General features: G+C 72.4%; 15 protein-coding genes. 12 read left to right on the top strand and 3 right to left on the bottom strand.

The features are described 5' to 3' along the window. The first annotated feature begins 239 nt into the window (after nt 1-239). From ACH4ZX_RS34845 to nudC, 3 genes are all read left to right on the top strand, one after another. Nucleotides 240-2210: a 3'-5' exonuclease gene (locus ACH4ZX_RS34845; protein ID WP_398281852.1), complete on the top strand. Its 1971-nt coding sequence runs from the start codon at nt 240-242 to the stop codon at nt 2208-2210. Between the two features lie 10 nt (nt 2211-2220). Continuing rightward, nucleotides 2221-3633, top strand: coding sequence for a dipeptidase (locus tag ACH4ZX_RS34840; protein WP_398281849.1), 1413 nt, complete (start codon nt 2221-2223; stop codon nt 3631-3633). A gap of 156 nt (nt 3634-3789) precedes the next feature. After that, nucleotides 3790-4734 carry an NAD(+) diphosphatase gene (gene nudC, locus ACH4ZX_RS34835; RefSeq protein ID WP_398281846.1) on the top strand — a complete coding sequence of 315 codons (945 nt, stop codon included), beginning with the start codon at nt 3790-3792 and terminating at the stop codon, nt 4732-4734. 167 nt (nt 4735-4901) lie between these two features. On the opposite strand, the gene ACH4ZX_RS34830 is transcribed toward nudC, so the two are convergent. After that, entirely contained in the window at nt 4902-5144 is a 243-nt protein-coding gene (locus ACH4ZX_RS34830) for a mycoredoxin (protein ID WP_045559070.1), read from the bottom strand. Nucleotides 5145-5326: 182 nt separating this feature from the next. Between ACH4ZX_RS34830 and ACH4ZX_RS34825 the strand changes: the two genes are divergently transcribed. The 5 genes from ACH4ZX_RS34825 to ACH4ZX_RS34805 all read left to right on the top strand — a co-directional run bounded on the left by ACH4ZX_RS34825 (nt 5327) and on the right by ACH4ZX_RS34805 (nt 9239). Further along, nucleotides 5327-7522, top strand: coding sequence for an ATP-dependent DNA helicase UvrD2 (locus ACH4ZX_RS34825; RefSeq protein WP_398281843.1), 2196 nt, complete (start codon nt 5327-5329; stop codon nt 7520-7522). A gap of 165 nt (nt 7523-7687) precedes the next feature. Beyond that, a complete protein-coding gene (locus tag ACH4ZX_RS34820) occupies nt 7688-8008 on the top strand; it encodes a hypothetical protein (protein ID WP_398281840.1) in 321 nt (106 codons plus the stop codon). A 176-nt stretch (nt 8009-8184) separates the two neighbouring features. Further along, nucleotides 8185-8553 (top strand): WhiB family transcriptional regulator, encoded by a 369-nt coding sequence (locus ACH4ZX_RS34815; RefSeq protein WP_324787615.1) that lies wholly within the window; start codon nt 8185-8187, stop codon nt 8551-8553. After that, nucleotides 8550-8873 carry a hypothetical protein gene (locus ACH4ZX_RS34810; RefSeq protein WP_351888860.1) on the top strand — a complete coding sequence of 108 codons (324 nt, stop codon included), beginning with the start codon at nt 8550-8552 and terminating at the stop codon, nt 8871-8873. The genes ACH4ZX_RS34815 and ACH4ZX_RS34810 overlap by 4 nt, the downstream gene beginning before the upstream one ends. 141 nt (nt 8874-9014) lie before the next feature. Continuing rightward, the gene (locus tag ACH4ZX_RS34805) at nt 9015-9239 is read left to right on the top strand and encodes a hypothetical protein (protein WP_398281837.1); all 225 of its coding nucleotides are present in this window, start codon (nt 9015-9017) and stop codon (nt 9237-9239) included. Between the two features lie 75 nt (nt 9240-9314). On the opposite strand, the gene ACH4ZX_RS34800 is transcribed toward ACH4ZX_RS34805, so the two are convergent. Continuing rightward, nucleotides 9315-10685, bottom strand: a complete 1371-nt coding sequence (locus ACH4ZX_RS34800) for an ABC1 kinase family protein (protein WP_398281834.1) — start codon at nt 10683-10685, stop codon at nt 9315-9317. Further along, nucleotides 10678-11895 carry a TOMM precursor leader peptide-binding protein gene (locus tag ACH4ZX_RS34795; RefSeq protein ID WP_398281858.1) on the bottom strand — a complete coding sequence of 406 codons (1218 nt, stop codon included), beginning with the start codon at nt 11893-11895 and terminating at the stop codon, nt 10678-10680. Before ACH4ZX_RS34795 ends, ACH4ZX_RS34800 begins: the two co-directional genes overlap by 8 nt. A 386-nt stretch (nt 11896-12281) precedes the next feature. Here ACH4ZX_RS34795 and ACH4ZX_RS34790 point away from each other — a divergent pair, with 386 nt between their 5' ends. The 4 genes from ACH4ZX_RS34790 (at nt 12282) to ACH4ZX_RS34775 (ending at nt 16230) form a co-directional block, all read left to right on the top strand. Beyond that, a complete protein-coding gene (locus ACH4ZX_RS34790; RefSeq protein ID WP_398281831.1) occupies nt 12282-12878 on the top strand; it encodes a M48 family metallopeptidase in 597 nt (198 codons plus the stop codon). A 132-nt stretch (nt 12879-13010) separates the two neighbouring features. Then, nucleotides 13011-14762, top strand: a complete 1752-nt coding sequence (locus ACH4ZX_RS34785) for a TerD family protein (protein ID WP_398281828.1) — start codon at nt 13011-13013, stop codon at nt 14760-14762. Between the two features lie 13 nt (nt 14763-14775). Further along, complete coding sequence (locus tag ACH4ZX_RS34780) at nt 14776-15456, top strand: AIM24 family protein (protein WP_324787609.1); 681 nt, start codon at nt 14776-14778, stop codon at nt 15454-15456. 18 nt (nt 15457-15474) lie between these two features. Beyond that, on the top strand, nt 15475-16230 hold the full coding sequence (locus ACH4ZX_RS34775; RefSeq protein WP_360752740.1) for an AIM24 family protein: 756 nt from the start codon (nt 15475-15477) through the stop codon (nt 16228-16230). Nucleotides 16231-16264: the final 34 nt, after the last annotated feature.

Raw genomic sequence — 16264 nt, 5'->3', positions numbered from 1 at the left:
GACTACCGCTTCCGCGTCGAGCCAGAACCGGCCCCCCCCCGCGCCCGCCCCCCCCCCCCCCCCCCCCCCCCCCCCCCCCCCCCCCCCGCCCCCCCCCCCCCCCCGCCCGCCCCCCCCCCCCCCCCCCCCCCCCCGCCCCCCCCCGCCCCCCGGCCGCCCCCCCCCCCCGCCCCCCCCCCCCCCACGCCGACCGGGACCGCAGGCTCGCCGAGGCCGTCGAGGGGGTCGACCCGTCCGAGGTGATCTCGCTCGCGGACGCCCTCGACACCTTCCTGGAGATGCCGCTCGACGCCGGGCGTGAGAACGACGGGCTGCCGTTCTCGCCGGAAGCGCGCGTGCGGTTCGCCCGGCTGGCCGCCGAACTGCGCGACCTGCGCCGCTCCCTGGCCGACCCGCTGATGGACGTCCTGCACCGCGTCCTCGCCGTGACCGGCCTGGAGGTGGAACTGTCGGCGTCCCCGCACGCCCTGGCCGCCCGCCGCCGCGAGACCCTGTCGAACTTCCTCGACATCGCCGCCTCGTTCGCCGCGGGCGACGGCGACGCCACCCTGCTGGCCTTCCTGGCCTTCCTGCGCACCGCCGCCCAGTACGAGAAGGGACTCGACAACACCCTCCCCGGCGGCGAGAACACCGTGAAGGTGCTCACCGCCCACAAGTCCAAGGGCCTGGAATGGGACGTCGTCGCCGTGCCCGGCCTGGTCAAGGGCACCTTTCCGAGCACCCAGGGCCGCGAGAAGTGGACCGCGCAGGGCAAGGTGCTGCCCCACGAACTGCGCGGCGACGCCGACACCCTGCCCGACGTCGAGGCATGGGACGCGCGCGGTCTGAAGGCCTTCCACGAGGCCATGAAGGAGCACCAGCTCACCGAGGAACTGCGCCTCGGCTACGTCACCTTCACCCGTCCCCGCTCCCTGCTCCTCGGCTCGGGCCACTGGTGGGGCCCCAGCCAGAAGAAGCCGCGCGGGCCGTCCGACTTCCTGCGGGCCCTCCACGACCACTGCGCGGCCGGCCACGGCGAGATCGAGGCGTGGGCGGACGAGCCCGAGGAGGGCGAGGAGAACCCGGCTCTCCACCGGGCGAGCGCCGACCAGGTGTGGCCGCTGCCCCTGGACGAGGCGGCCCTCGCCCGGCGCCGGGCGGCCGCCGAGACGGTCCTCGCCCACCTGGACGGCCTCGCCTCCCACCACACGGCCCACCCGTCCGCCACCCACGACCCGGACAGCCACCACGACCCCGAGTGGCCCCCACCGCCGGAGGACGACGAGCCGCCGTACCCGGAGGAGCCCCCTCACCCGGAGGAGCCGCAGTTCGAGGAGGACCCGGCCGACTGGGACGCCTGGTCCACCGACCGCCCGACCGTCCCGCACCAGGCGGCGGCACCGGACGACACGCAAGCCGGGATCGCCGAAACGGCGCACCCGGAGCGGGAGCGGCCCACCCGCGAACCCACCCGCGCGCACACCCGCCTCACCCCCGAGGAGGCCCGCACCATAGCCTCCTGGGACCGCGACCTCGACGCCCTCACCGGAGAACTCCTGCGCGCCCGCGACGCCGTCACGGACGTGCCGCTGCCGGCGTCGCTCACCGCGTCCCAGGTACTGCGCCTGGCCGCCGATCCGGACGGTTTCGCGCAGGAACTCGCGCGCCCCATGCCACGCCCCCCGCAACCCGCCGCACGCCGCGGCACCCGATTCCACGCCTGGGTCGAGGCCCGCTTCGAGGAGCTGACCCTGCCCATGCTGGAGCCGGAGGACCTGCCCGGCAGCGACGCGGAGATCGCCGACGAACGCGATCTGGAGTCCCTCAAGGCCGCCTTCGAGCGCACCGAGTACGCCCACCGCACCCCCTACCGCGTCGAGGCACCCTTCCAGATCGTCATCGCCGGCCGCGTGATCCGGGGCCGTATCGACGCCGTCTACAAGAACGACGGCGGCGACCGGCCGACGTACGAGATCGTCGACTGGAAGACCAACCGCGCCCCCACCGCCGACCCGCTCCAACTCGCCCTGTACCGGCTCGCCTGGGCCGAGCAGCGAGGCGTCCCCCCGGAGACCGTCGACGCCGCTTTCGTGTACATCCGCAGCGGTGAGGTCGTACGACCGGACGGCCTGCCCGGCCGGGCCGCGCTGGAGCGGCTGCTGCTGGAGGGACCGGCCGCGCAAGCAAACTGTGAGGAACCGCCCAACGAGGATGTCCCCGCGGGCCGATAGGCTCGTGACCATGAGCCAGCCCGTTGACAGTGCCGTCAGCGCCGTCCGTTCGTACATCGAGCAGCACCGCGCCGCCTTCCTCGACGACCTCGTGGAGTGGCTGCGCATCCCCTCCGTGTCGGCCCAGCCCGGCCACGCGTCCGACGTGCGACGCAGCGCCGACTGGCTGGCCGCCGCACTCGCGCGGACCGGCTTCCCGACCACGGAGGTCTGGGAGACACCGGGTGCTCCGGCCGTCTTCGCCGAGTGGCCCTCCGCCGACCCCGAGGCCCCCACCGTCCTGGTCTACGGCCACCACGACGTGCAGCCCGCCGCCCGCGAGGACGGCTGGGACAGCGAGCCCTTCGAACCCGTCGTCCGCGGCAACCGCCTCTACGCGCGCGGGGCGGCCGACGACAAGGGCCAGGTGTTCTTCCACACACTCGGTGTCCGCGCCCATCTCGCCGCCACCGGCCGCACCGCCCCGGCCGTCACCCTCAAGCTGCTGATCGAGGGCGAGGAGGAGTCAGGCTCCCCGCACTTCCGCGCCCTGCTCGAGCGGCACGCGGACCGGCTCACCGCCGACGCCGTGATCGTCTCCGACACCGGCATGTGGTCCGAGGACACCCCCACGGTGTGCACCGGCATGCGCGGCCTCGCCGAGTGCGAGATCCGGCTGTACGGCCCCGACCAGGACATCCACTCCGGCTCCTTCGGCGGCGCCGTCCCCAACCCGGCCACCGCCGCGGCCCGCCTGGTCGCCGCGCTGCACGACGAGCACGCACGCGTGGCGATCCCCGGGTTCTACGACGGCGTCGTCGAGCTCACCGACCGCGAACGCGAACTCTTCGCCGAGCTGCCCTTCGACGAACAGCGGTGGCTGCGCACGGCCAAGTCGTACGCCACGCACGGCGAGGCCGGACACACCACCCTGGAACGCATCTGGGCCCGCCCCACCGCCGAGGTCAACGGCATCGGCGGCGGCTACCAGGGACCCGGCAGCAAGACGATCGTCCCGTCCTCCGCGATGCTGAAGCTGTCCTTCCGCATCGTCGCGGGCCAGGAACCCGACCACATCGAGAAGGCCGTCCGCGTCTGGGCCGCCGAGCAGATCCCCGACGGGATCCGGCACGAGATCACGTTCGGCGCCGCCACCCGCCCGTGCCTGACGCCGCTGGACCACCCCGTCCTGCAGTCCCTCGTCCGCGCGATGGCCCGCGCCTTCGAAACGCCCGTCCGCTTCACCCGCGAGGGCGGCTCCGGACCGGCCGCCGACCTCCAGGAGACGCTCGGCGCGCCCGTGCTCTTCCTGGGCATCTCCGTCCCCTCCGACGGCTGGCACGCGCCGAACGAGAAGGTCGAGCTCGACCTCCTCCTCAAAGGCGTCGAGACAGCCGCCTACCTGTGGGACGACCTCGCCGACAGCAGGCGCCGTGCGCCCTGAGCGTCCGGCGCCACCCGGAGCGGCAACCCCCGCGAGGCACACTGGAAGAGCCGCTCCGCACCGCCCGGTCCCCCCGGACCCGGGCGCCTCCTGCCCCACATCCCGCCGAACCGCCCGCCGAAACAATCCGTTCCATCGGGGGAGTTGCAAGCACCCGTGACCACCTGGACCGACCAAACCGCCGACCGACCCATCTCGCTCACCGCCCCCAGCGGCATCGACCGGGCCGCCCACCACCGGCTCGACGAGGCCTGGCTGGCCGCGGCGTGGAGCCACCCCTCGACGCGCTGCTTCGTCGTCTCCGGCGGCCAGGTCCTGATCGACGAGACGCCGGACGGCCGGACCGAACTCGTCATGACCCCCTCCTTCGAGGCCCCCCTCACCGAGGCGCACCGCTACTTCCTGGGCACCGATACCGACGGCGTCAGCTACTTCGCCCTCCAGAAGGACTCGCTGCCCGGACGCATCGACCAGTCGGCCCGGCCGGCGGGCCTGCGTGAGGCCGGGCTGCTGCTGTCGCCGCGGGACGCCGGGCTGATGGTGCACGCGGTCGGCCTCGAGAACTGGCAGCGCACGCACCGCTTCTGCTCCCGCTGCGGCGAGCGCACGGTCATCGCCGCGGCCGGCCACATCCGCCGCTGCCCGGCCTGCGGCGGCGAGCACTACCCGCGCACCGACCCGGCGGTGATCATGGCCGTCACCGACGACGAGGACCGCATTCTCCTCGGCCGCCAGGTCCACTGGCCCGAGGGACGCTTCTCGACCCTCGCCGGCTTCGTCGAACCCGGGGAGTCCATCGAGCAGGCGGTGCGGCGCGAGGTGTTCGAGGAGGCCGGCATCACCGTCGGCCCGGTCGAGTACGTGGCCAGCCAGCCCTGGCCGTTCCCCTCCAGCCTCATGCTCGGCTTCATGGCCCGCGCGACCTCGACCGAGGTCAACGTCGACGGCGACGAGATCCACGAGGCCCGCTGGTTCTCCCGCGAGGAACTCCACGCGGCGTTCGAGTCCGGCGAGGTCCTCCCGCCGTACGGCATCTCCATCGCGGCCCGCCTGATCGAGCTCTGGTACGGCAAGCCGCTGCCCACGCGGGGCTTCGTCTGACGACATCCGACGTCGACTTCGACGGCGATTCCGACTTCGACGTCGACTGAATCGACTTCGACTTCGACGTCGACTGAGGGGAGCCGCGTCACGCGGCAGCCCACGGCGACGAGAAGGCGGCTCCCGAGACACCTCGGGAGCCGCCTTCCGTACGCGGCGCGAAGCGCTTACGCGCCGATCTTCTGCTTCACCTGCGCCAGCGACGGGTTCGTCAGCGTCGAACCGTCCGGGAAGAGGACGGTCGGAACCGTCTGGTTCCCGCCGTTCGCCTTCTCCACGAACGCGGCGGACTCCGGGTCCTGCTCGATGTTGATCTCGTTGTACGTGATGCCCTCGCGGTCCATCTGGCTCTTCAGCCGGCGGCAGTAGCCGCACCACGTGGTGCTGTACATCGTCACAGTGCCCGGCATGTCTCTGATGCTCCTCAGCTGCAGGGGATGAATGCTCGCAGGGGTGGAACGTAGGTGAAACGGCGACCATTCCCGCCCATGGCGCCTCAACGGACGTGACGCCTGCCGCATTCGTACGACTGTCGGACCGTGCCTGTGGACAACGAGCTCACCCGTCTCCGGCGACCTGGCAGCATGGCGGTGTGACAGCAGCAACGCACTCCACCCTCTTCCCGCGGGTACCGGACTCGGCCGACGCGGTGCTCGACGGGCTCGACCCCGAGCAGCGCGAGGTGGCCACCGCCCTGCACGGTCCGGTGTGCGTGCTGGCGGGCGCCGGCACGGGCAAGACGCGGGCGATCACCCACCGCATCGCCTACGGAGTGCGCGCCGGCATCCTGCAGCCCTCCAGCGTGCTGGCCGTCACCTTCACCAACCGCGCCGCGGGCGAGATGCGGGGCCGGCTGCGCCAGCTCGGCGCGCACGGCGTCCAGGCCCGGACCTTCCACTCCGCCGCGCTGCGCCAGCTGCAGTACTTCTGGCCGAAAGCGATCGGCGGTTCCATGCCCCGGCTCGTCGACCGCAAGATCCAGCTCGTCGCCGACGCGGCCGCCGCCTGCCGTATCCGCCTCGACCGCGGTGAGCTGCGGGACGTCACCGCGGAGATCGAGTGGTCCAAGGTCACCCAGACCGTCCCCGCCGACTACGCGCTCGCCGCCGCCAAGGCCGCCCGTGAGGTACCGCGCGACCCGGCGGAGGTCGCCCAGCTCTACTCCGTCTACGAGGACCTCAAACGGGAGCGGGGCGTCATCGACTTCGAGGACGTCCTGCTGCTGACCGTGGCCATCCTCCAGGACCGGCACGACGTCGCCGAGCAGGTCCGCTCCCAGTACCAGCACTTCGTCGTCGACGAGTACCAGGACGTCAGCCCCCTCCAGCAGCGCCTGCTGGAGCTGTGGCTCGGCGACCGGGACAACCTGTGCGTGGTGGGCGACGCCAGCCAGACCATCTACTCGTTCACCGGGGCGACCCCCGACCATCTCCTCGACTTCCGCATCCGCCACCCCGGCGCCACCGTCGTCAAGCTGATCCGCGACTACCGGTCCACCCCCCAGGTGGTCCACCTCGCCAACGCCCTGCTCGCCCAGGCCCGCGGACGCGCGGCCGACCACCGCCTGGAGCTGGTCTCCCAGCGCGAGTCGGGCCCCGACCCGGTCTACACCGAGTACACCGACGAACCCGCCGAGGCGGAGGGCGCCGCCCGCCGCATCCGCGACCTCCTCGACGCGGGCGTCCCCGCCAGCGAGATCGCCGTACTGTTCCGCACGAACGCCCAGTCGGAGACCTACGAGCAGGCCCTCGCCGACGCCGGGGTTCCCTACCAGCTGCGCGGTGCCGAGCGGTTCTTCGAGCGGCCCGAGGTCCGCAAGGCGAGCATCGCCCTGCGCGGCGCGGCCCGCTTCGGCGGCAACGACTCCCTCCTCGACGACACCGTGGACCTGCCCTCCCAGGTGCGTGCCGTGCTGTCCGGGGAGGGGTGGACGCCGCAGCCGCCGGCCGGGTCCGGCGCCGTCAGGGAACGCTGGGAATCCCTGGCCGCCCTCGTCAACCTCGCGGAGGACTTCGCCGCCGCCCGACCCGGCGCCACCCTCGGCGACCTCGTCGCGGAGCTCGACGAGCGGATGAGCGCCCAGCACGCCCCGACGGTGCAGGGCGTCACCCTCGCCTCCCTGCACTCGGCCAAGGGCCTGGAGTGGGACGCCGTCTTCCTGGTCGGCGTCGCCGAAGGCATGATGCCGATCACCTACGCCAGGACCGACGAGCAGATCGAGGAGGAACGCCGCCTCCTCTACGTCGGCGTCACCCGCGCCCGGGAGCGCCTGTACGTCTCCTGGGCGCTTTCCCGCTCGCCCGGCGGCCGGCCGAACCGCCGCCCCAGCCGCTTCCTCGACGGACTGCGCCCTGGGTCCGCCGCCGCCGTCGGCCGCTCGGCGGCAGGCGTCTCCGCGGGCGTGGAGCGCGGCACGACGCGCAGGGCCGACGCCGTGCCACGGCGCACTCAGCGCACCCCGGCCCGCTGCCGGGTGTGCGGACGCACGCTCACCGACGCCGGTGAGATGAAACTGATGCGGTGCGAGGACTGCCCCTCCGACATGGACGAGGGGCTCTACGAGCGGCTGCGCGGCTGGCGTGCCGTCCAGGCGCGGCGCAGCGGACAGCCCGCTTTCTGCGTCTTCACCGACAAGACGCTGATGGCGATCGCCGAGACGGCGCCGGACGACGCCCACGAGCTGGCGCGGATTCCCGGGGTCGGCCGACGCAAGCTGGACCGTTACGGGGCCGAAGTTCTGGCCATCTGCGCCGGTCAAGACCTCGCGGAGGACGACGACGATGACTAATTCGAACTCGTCGAAAAAATAGTTTGCGCATGCCCCAGCGATCCCCATAGGTTCTTAGCCACGGGGACGGAGGCCTTCTCGTAGGCCCTGATACCGTGATGTACTTGCATATCCGTCGGACTGGATCACCCCAGTCCCCCGAGACGCCGAGAGGAGGCGAGTCCAGTGATCAACATCAACGCCGGTTCCATCAGCACCGTCAAATTGACCGATCGCTCGGTCGTCGCCTCCCTGTGCATGCTCGGCGCCTCGGACCAGGGCACCGGTCTGTCCGGCATTCGTGCCGTGCGTCCGGCGTCCTCCGTGTCTCTCGCGGGTCTTCCCGTTCGTGAGCGCAATGAGCGACCGACCAAGGCACTGGAAGCAGTAGCGGCACAGGCACAGGCCTATGCCTTTACGGCAGCCGGTGCCGGAAGCCGGAAGCAGACGCAGCACCACCTGGTGTGGGCCTTCCGTGGGCCAGAACCCTGGAGTGATCCAGCCTGATCGCCGATCAGGCCGGCGCCTTCAGGGCCGCGGAACCCCATCCGGGATCCGCGGCCCTTCTGTTTTCCCTCAACCGGGACGACGGAGCCGAAGGGGCCTCGGGACAAGAAAAGAACCCGGTACCAGCCGCCACCCGGCCCAACAGGGCCGGAACGACCAGACGAGGAAGACGAACCGTGCAACTCGAAGCGCACGCCCCGTCCGTACCGCCTTCCGAAACGATCCCCCCGCCCGGCCTCACGGAGGACTCCGCCTTGACCCCGCTCACCGCGCTCACCGCGCTCGACGACGCCATCGAGAACCTCGGCGTACCCGTCCCCTGCCGTTCCTACGACCCGGAGGTCTTCTTCGCCGAGTCGCCGGCGGACGTCGAGTACGCCAAGTCCCTCTGCCGCACCTGCCCGCTGATCGAGGCCTGCCTCGCCGGTGCCAAGGAGCGGCGTGAGCCCTGGGGCGTCTGGGGTGGCGAGCTGTTCGTGCAGGGTGTCGTCGTCGCCCGGAAGCGGCCGCGTGGCCGCCCGCGCAAGAACCCGGTCACGGCATGAACACCGCAGGAACGATCGACCGTCCCCTCACGCACGACCCCAAGAAGCAGGCCCCGATGAAGCCGTCCACCACCGAGCCCGCAGGCTCCGCGATCGAAGATTTCACCACCACCGGCGCGACCGACTCGCGTCAGAACAGGACCCGAGAGATGCAACTCATCCAAGAAGCCCTGGCCCGTGCCCATATGCACGACCGGCTGGACGAGGCGGAGCGGGAACGCCGGGCAGTGCGCCTGGCGGCCGCCCGCCGGATGCAGCGCCGGGCCGAGCGCGCCTCGCTGCGCGCCCGCCGGGCGCTCGCCATGGCGGTCATGCAGTGACCTGCCTCGTCTGAAGCAGTGGCCTCCCCGCCCGGGGAGGCGGGAGTTTCCCCGCGGGGGCCGGTCCGTTCGGACGGACCGGCCCCCGCGGTGCTGTGTCCGCGGTATCCGGTACGCCGACGGCGGCGTTATCGTCGCCGGGTGACGAGTCCTTCCGGAGGCAGTGACGACGTCGGCTCCCCTGACGCGGGTTCCCCCGAGGAGCCGGGCGTGCTGGTGTGCGCCCGCTGTGGCGCCCGGGCCGACGCCCCGCAGCCCACCTGGACCTGCTCGGTGGAGAACGGCGTCCGCCAGTACATCTGCGATGCCTGCTCCCGGGAGAACCTCAGAGCCATCGAAGGCAGGCTTGACTCCGCCTGGTGGTGAGCCGGGAAGACCGTGACCGGGGAGGCCGGAGCCGGGTTGCCGGGATCAGGAGTCCCGGCGTCCGGGGCCGCGGCCTCATGCCTCCGCGGCCGTCTCCTCCTCGTCCAGGTCGTCGTCGGGCAGGAACCCCGGCAGCCACTCCTCCAGCTCGTCCCGCAGCCGCACGGTCGACCCCAGCTGGCACAGGACGCCGATCGTGCTGAGCGTCACCCGGTGGATCAGGAGGTAGGCCGGGGGCAGGTTGAGCTGTTTGCCGAGCTGGTGGGCGGGGGAGCGGGGGTCCGCGATGCGGGCCGCCTGGCTGCGCATCCAGCCGCGGGTGAAGGTGAACTCGTCGGCCCGGGCGGGTTCGATGATCGGCAGGAGGTAGTCGAGGACGGCCGCGGGGTCCAGCTCTATCGAATCCTTGACGAAGCCCTCCGCGCAGAGCAGTTCGTAGACGGCCTCCGCCTCGCCGTCGAGGGTCATGCGCAGGGAGTCGCCGATCGGGGTCGGCAGGCCGCCCGGGAGACGGTCGACCGTGCCGAAGTCCAGGACGCCCAGCCGCCAGTCGCCCTCGCCGGAGGGATCGCCGGGCAGCAGACGGAAGTTGCCCGGATGCGGGTCGGCGTGCAGGAGGCCGGTGCGCGCCGGACCGGAGAACAGGAAGCGGGCCAGGAGCTGGCCGGCGCGGTCGCGTTGTTCCTGCGTGCCCTCCGAGATGATCTCCGACAGCGGGATGCCGTCGATCCATTCGGTGATCAGTACCTGCTCGGACTGGTGGACCACGCCGGGCACCACGACGTCCGGGTCGTCCGCGAACTCGACGGCGTGGACCTGCTGCGCCTGGGACTCCAGGCCGTAGTCCAGCTCCTCCGAGACACGGTCCCTGAGCTCCGTGATCAGCGGCTTGATGTCCATGCCGGGGACGAGGGGGCCCAGGAGGCGGGCGAAACGGCTCAGCTGGTTCAGGTCGGACAGCAGGGCCTCCCCCGCGCCCGGGTACTGCACCTTGACCGCCACCTCGCGGCCGTCGTGCCACACCGCCCGGTGCACCTGCCCGATCGAGGCGGCGGCGGAGGGCTTGTCCTCGAACTCCTGGAACAGGTCGCGCCAGTCCGCACCGAGACGTTCGTCGAGCACCGCGTGCACGGTGCGGGTCGGCATCGGGGGCGCGGCCTCCTGCAGCTTCGTCAGCGCCGCCCGGTAGGGGCCGGCGACCTCCTCGGGCAGGGCGGACTCGAAGACGGACAGGGCCTGGCCGAACTTCATCGCGCCGCCCTTCAGCTCGCCGAGCACCTTGAACAGTTGCTCGGCGGTGCGCTGCTGCAGCTCGCGGCCGACCAGCTCGGCGGACTCACCGACTATCCGCTTACCGAGTCCCCAGGTCGCCCGCCCGGCGAAGCCGAGCGGGAGCGCGGCGAGCTTGGCGGTCCGGGTGACCGCCTTGCGGGGAAGATCAGACATGCGCCCTCCAAGTCCCAGCCGGCCGCGCCGCGTCCGCCTCACGGCGTGACTCCTCCGACGACCGTTGCCCCGCCATTGTCTCGTGAGACTCCTCGTCCTTGGAGGGGTGTTCCCCCTTACCTTTCTCCGCGGCCCCGCACCGGCATGCCGGGTGCGCCCGGATCCGCCGTCCGTGCCAGCTCAGGTCGGTCAGGGAGACCTCCCAGCGTACGTCGGCGCTGGACGGGACCCGGCCGGTCAGGAAGGCGAGGGCGTGGGCTGCCGCGAGGCCGGCGACCGACGACGCCAGTGTCAGGTCGCAGGGCCGCACCTGCCGGGAGCGCCCCGATCCCGAGCGCCATTGCGCGACCAGCCGGGGCCAGACCGGGTCCCGGTCAGCGCGCCGCTGGTGCAGGCAGCCGGCGCAGGCGGTCTCACCGGGCAGCACGAGGGGCCCCACGACGCCGGTCCCCTCCACCACACCGGCGTACAGGTGCGGTGTGCCCGAGGAGACGAGAGGGCCGGCGGTGGCCGGGTCGGGCGCGTGGACGGCGACGTCGTCCCGCGGTGCCAGGATCACCAGGGAGAAGCCGGGCTCGCCGGAGTAGGCGGGCGCGCACCGGCCGCGGCGCGGGCGGCCGGGCGCGCACCGGCGTACCGCCTGCCGCGCCGCCTCGTCCCTGCGGTCGCCGATGGAGTCGGCGGGCAGCCCGCCCGGAGCGACGTCCCACGGCTCGACCCGGCCGGTGTCGCGCACGTCGACCTCGCCGATGCCCGCGCCCGCCAGCAGGCAGGCGATGAGCGCACCGACCCGGCCGGCGCCCCGCACCTGTACGCGCAGTGAGCCGCGGGCGGCCACGCGTCTGATCGCGTCGCCGGGAGCGGAGGTGACCAGGGACATCGACTCCAGGTCCGGGCGCAGCCGGTCGAGGACCGGCTTGCCGGCGCGCAGGACGTCGGCGGCGGGGCCGCCCCCTTTGGCGTCGTCCAGGAGGCCGGCTCGCGACAGCCGGTCCACCAGTCCGTCGACGTGGCCGTCGGGCAGGTCCATGCGGCGGCCCTCCTCGCGCAGCAGCGGCATGCCGCGGGTGCCGTCGAGGAGGTCGAGGAAGCTGCCCGTCGCCGTGTCCATCGGGCCCAGCGTCATCGCGTGCGCCGGGGTCATCCCGAACTGCACGGTGTTCAGATCGCGCCAGCCGCGCCTGAGCGCGGGTTTCACGAGAGGAACCAGGGGAGCAGGCGGAGCAGGAGAGCCGGCTTCCTCCGCCGCGTCCACCGCCTCCATCTCGTCCACCGCAGCCGTCACCTCCACCGCCTCCACCGCGGTCATCGGCTTCCTCCGCCGCGCCGGAACCCTTCCGTCGGTCAGCTGCATGACAGGCCCCCGTAGCCCTCGAAGAACATTCCTGAACATTCCCGTCCACCGATGGAGCCCGGTCGGTGGTGGCCGGACGGGCTCCGCCGACGAGAGCCAGCATCCCCGGCCGGGCCGGCGGGTGCCGAAAGTTGTCCACAGGCAGTGGGTATTCGTCGTACGAATCAGACGCTCGGTGGGTGTCGGCACCGAACCGTTCCGGAGTCAGGACTTCCCCCGCCTGCAGCGGGTACCGTCAGGGCGTGCCCGCCGACCCACTGCACCGCGCCGGAACACCACAGCGCAGCACGACGAGCCAGCCGCCGAACGGCTCGGGGGCGAGCGCGATCGAGGTCCGCAGGAGCGACCGTCGCCGCAGAACGGTCTCCGCGTACCGCGAGGGCGATCGCACCGTCGTGCTCATCCCCGCCCGGATGTCCGAGGCGGAGGAGCAGCGCTGGGTGAGCGTCATGCTCGACAAACTGGCCGCGCAGGAGAGCAAGCGGGTCCTCGGCGACGACGAGCTGGCCGAACGCGCCGCACGACTGTCGGAGCAGTACCTCGGCGGGCGGGCGCGGCCCGCGTCGGTGCGCTGGGTGACCAACCAGAACACCCGCTGGGGCTCGTGCACCCCGGCCGAGGGCAGTATCCGCCTCTCCCACCGGCTGCAGGGCATGCCCGAGTACGTCGTCGACTACGTCCTCGTCCATGAGCTGGCTCATCTACTGGTGCCGGGGCACGGGCCGCGCTTCTGGCGGCTGCTGGAGGCGTATCCGCGCACCGAGCGGGCCCGCGGCTACCTCGAAGGGGTGGCCGCCGCCGGCCGACTGCCGCACCCGCCGGACGATCGCGGGGAGTGACGGCCGTCACGGGCGCCTCGGTCACGGGGCTGCGGTTGTGTACCGGGTGTGTACCGACCTCCTCCGATGTCCGAGTTTGCCGTTAGCCTGGCGCGACGCACTCACATTCGGGATGGGGGACGGTCGTTACGCATGGCCAGGGAATTCCAACGCGGCCACAAGGCCAGGATCAGTGACCTCACCGCGGGCACCGATCTGTACGTAGGCGTGCAGATCGCCGCCCCGGGGCTGACCTTCGACATCAGCTGCTTCGGTCTCGACGCCGGCGAACGGCTCTCCGACGACCGCTACTTCATCTTCTTCAACCAGCCGAAGTCCCCCGAGGAGTCCATCCAGCTCCTGGGCGCCCAGGCGGGCGACACGGAGTCCTTCCGGGTCACCCTCGACAGGATCCCGCCGCAGATCCAGAAGCTGTCCTTCACCGCGACGATCGACGGTGCCGGGCAGATGTCGCAGATCAGCCCTGGATACATCCGCATCGTCGCGGGCGGCGAGGAGGTGGCCCGGTACTCCTTCAACGGCTCCGAGTTCTCCACCGAGCGGGCCGTGATGCTGGGCGACCTCTACCTGAAGGACGTGTGGCGGTTCGCCGCCGTCGGGCAGGGCTTCGACGGCGGCCTGGAGGCGCTGCTGAAGAACTTCGGCGGCGAGGTGCTGGAGGAGGAGGCCCCTGCGGCCCCCGCGGCTCCCGCGGCTCCGGCGGTCCCGCAGCAGCCCCAGGCCGCCGCCGCCCCGAGCTTCGCCCCGCCCGCGTTCGCCGCCCCGCCGGCCCCGGCGCCCGCCCCGGCCCCGGCGCCCGCCCCGGCTCCGGCGCCCGCGCCCCAGGGCTTCGCGCCGCCCGGCGCGACTCCGCCCCCGCCCCCGGGCTCCACCCCGCCCCCGGCCCCGGCGCCGGCGCCCATGCCGTCGGTGCACGCGGCGCCCACCATCGTCGGGCCCCTCACCCCGCCGGGCGGCTCCCCGGTCCCGCCCCCGGCGCCCGCTCCCTACGGCCAGCCGCCGCACCAGCAGCCGTACGGCCAGCCCCCGGCTCCCGGACCGGCCGCACCACCGCCGCCGCCCGGCTACGGCCAGCCCGCGATGCCCCACGCCCCTCAGGCCCCCACCCCGCCGCCCGGCTACGGCCAGCCGCCGCAGCCTCCGGGCTACGGCCAGCAGCCGCCGTTCGGCCAGGCCCCGGGCCCGCAGGCGCCCTACGGTGCCCCGCAGGGCGTGCCGCAGGGCCCAGGTGTGACCGCCGCCCTGTCGCAGTTCAAGGAGACGCCGACCGGGCAGCGCTGGACGCAGCAGAACCAGAAGCTCATCCGCGTCGACCTCGGCATCGGCGGGCAGCCCGTGCTGGCCCGGCAGGGCAGCATGGTGCTCTACCAGGGCAAGGTCGACTTCAGCTACAAGGGCGCGGGCTTCGCCGGCCGGCTCGTCGGCAACGCGACCGGCCAGGAGATGCAGCTGATGCGCTGCACCGGCCAGGGCCAGGTCTTCCTCGCCGAGAACTCGACCCACCTGCACCCGGTCGAGCTCCAGGGCGACGCCATCTGCGTCTCCGCCGAGAACGTCCTCGCCTTCGACGAGAGCCTCCAGTACGAGGTCCGCCGCATCGAGGGCCACGGCATCCCCGGCGGCGCGCTGTTCACGATGCAGTTCCAGGGCACCGGCACGATCGTCGTCAAGACGCACGGCACGCCGGTCGTGCTCCCCGTCACGCCCACCACGTTCGCCGACGCCAACGCCGTCGTCGCCTGGTCGGCCGCCGCCCAGGTGATCGTCTCCAGCCAGGTCCGGATGCGCCGCAACGCCTACCCCGGCGCCACCGGAGAGAGCGTCAACCTGCAGTTCCGGGCCGCGCCCGGCAACTTCGTCGTCGTCCAGCCGTACGAGATCTGAGGGAGAGCCCGTCATGAACCAGCCGCTCGCGGGCTACGCTCCCGCACCCGTCACGGCCCGCATGGAGAACCACGGCAACCACATGCTGAAGGTCGCCATGCAGACCGGGAACGACCTCCTCGCGCGCGTGGGGTCGATGGTCGCCTACGAAGGCTTCATCCAGTACGAGCCCAACCCGCCGGCCGTGCGGCAGATCGCCCGCGACTGGGTCACCGGCGAGGGCGCGCCGCTGATGAAGTGCTCCGGCGACGGCCTGCTCTACCTCGCCGACTACGGCGCCGACGTCGTCGTCATCAACCTCAATGGCGACGGGATCTCCGTCAACGCCACGAACCTGCTCGCCTTCGACGCGCACCTGCAGTGGGGCGTGGAGCGGGTCAAGGGCCTGGCGAAGTTCGCCGGGCAGGGCCTGTGGAACACCAAGATCTCCGGGCAGGGCTGGGTCGCGCTGACCTCCCGGGGCAAGCCGATCGTCGTCGACTGCGGCGGCGGCGAGGACGAGACGTACGTCGACCCCGACGCGCTCGTCGCCTGGTCCCCGAACCTCAAGGTGAAGGGCAAGCGCAGCTTCAAGGCGCAGTCGCTGATCGGCCGCGGCAGCGGCGAGGCCTACCAGATGGCCTTCTCCGGTCAGGGCATCGTCGTCGTCCAGCCCAGCGAGGACAGCACCGACCGTCTCCGGTTCCGGGGCTGAGGGGGAGCCAGAACAACCATGCAGAGCTCGCTTTTCGCCTACAACGACCAGCAGACCCAGGACCGCTGGAGCCTGCAGAACCACCAGATGCTGCGCGTCAACCTGGAGGGCCAGGACGACGTCCTCGCCCGCAAGGGCACGATGGTCGCCTACCAGGGCCTCGTCGAGTTCGACGCGGAGTACCGGAGCAACCAGCAGGCACGCGCGCGTGCGCGCACCGGCGAGGGCCTGGACCTGATGCGCTGCCACGGTCAGGGCACGGTCTACCTCGCCAACCTCGCCCAGTACGTCCACCTGATGGACGTGGAGCAGGACGGGCTGACGGTCGACAGCAGCTATGTGCTGGCGATGGACTCCTCGCTGCACCACGAGGTCATCGCCGTCGACAGCCAGTACGGCATCTCCGGCTCGGGCAAGTACCAGCTCAACATCACCGGCCGCGGCAAGGTCGCCCTGATGACCTCGGGCGCGCCCCTGCTGATGCAGGTGACGCCGGACAAGTACGTCAACTGCGACGCCGACGCCATCGTCGCCTGGTCGACGAGCCTGCGGGTGCAGATGCAGGCGCAGACGCACTCCTCCGGGGTGTTTCGCCGCCGCGGCAACACCGGTGAGGGCTGGGAGCTCAGCTTCATGGGCTCCGGCTTCGCGCTCGTCCAGCCCAGCGAACTGATGCCGCCGCAGAACGCCCAGATCGGTCAGGGCATCGCCGCCCAGTACGGCATGGGGCAGCACGGTGTGCGCAGCCAGAACCAGGGCAACGCCTGGAGCTGACCGTGCTCAGGACGTGTGAGGGGTGACCGCCACC

This window comes from Streptomyces sp. NPDC020490, assembly GCF_044335305.1.
Lineage (GTDB): Bacteria > Actinomycetota > Actinomycetes > Streptomycetales > Streptomycetaceae > Streptomyces.
Note: the sequence above shows the minus strand (reverse complement) of the source record. Positions and strands in the feature narration are given on the sequence as shown.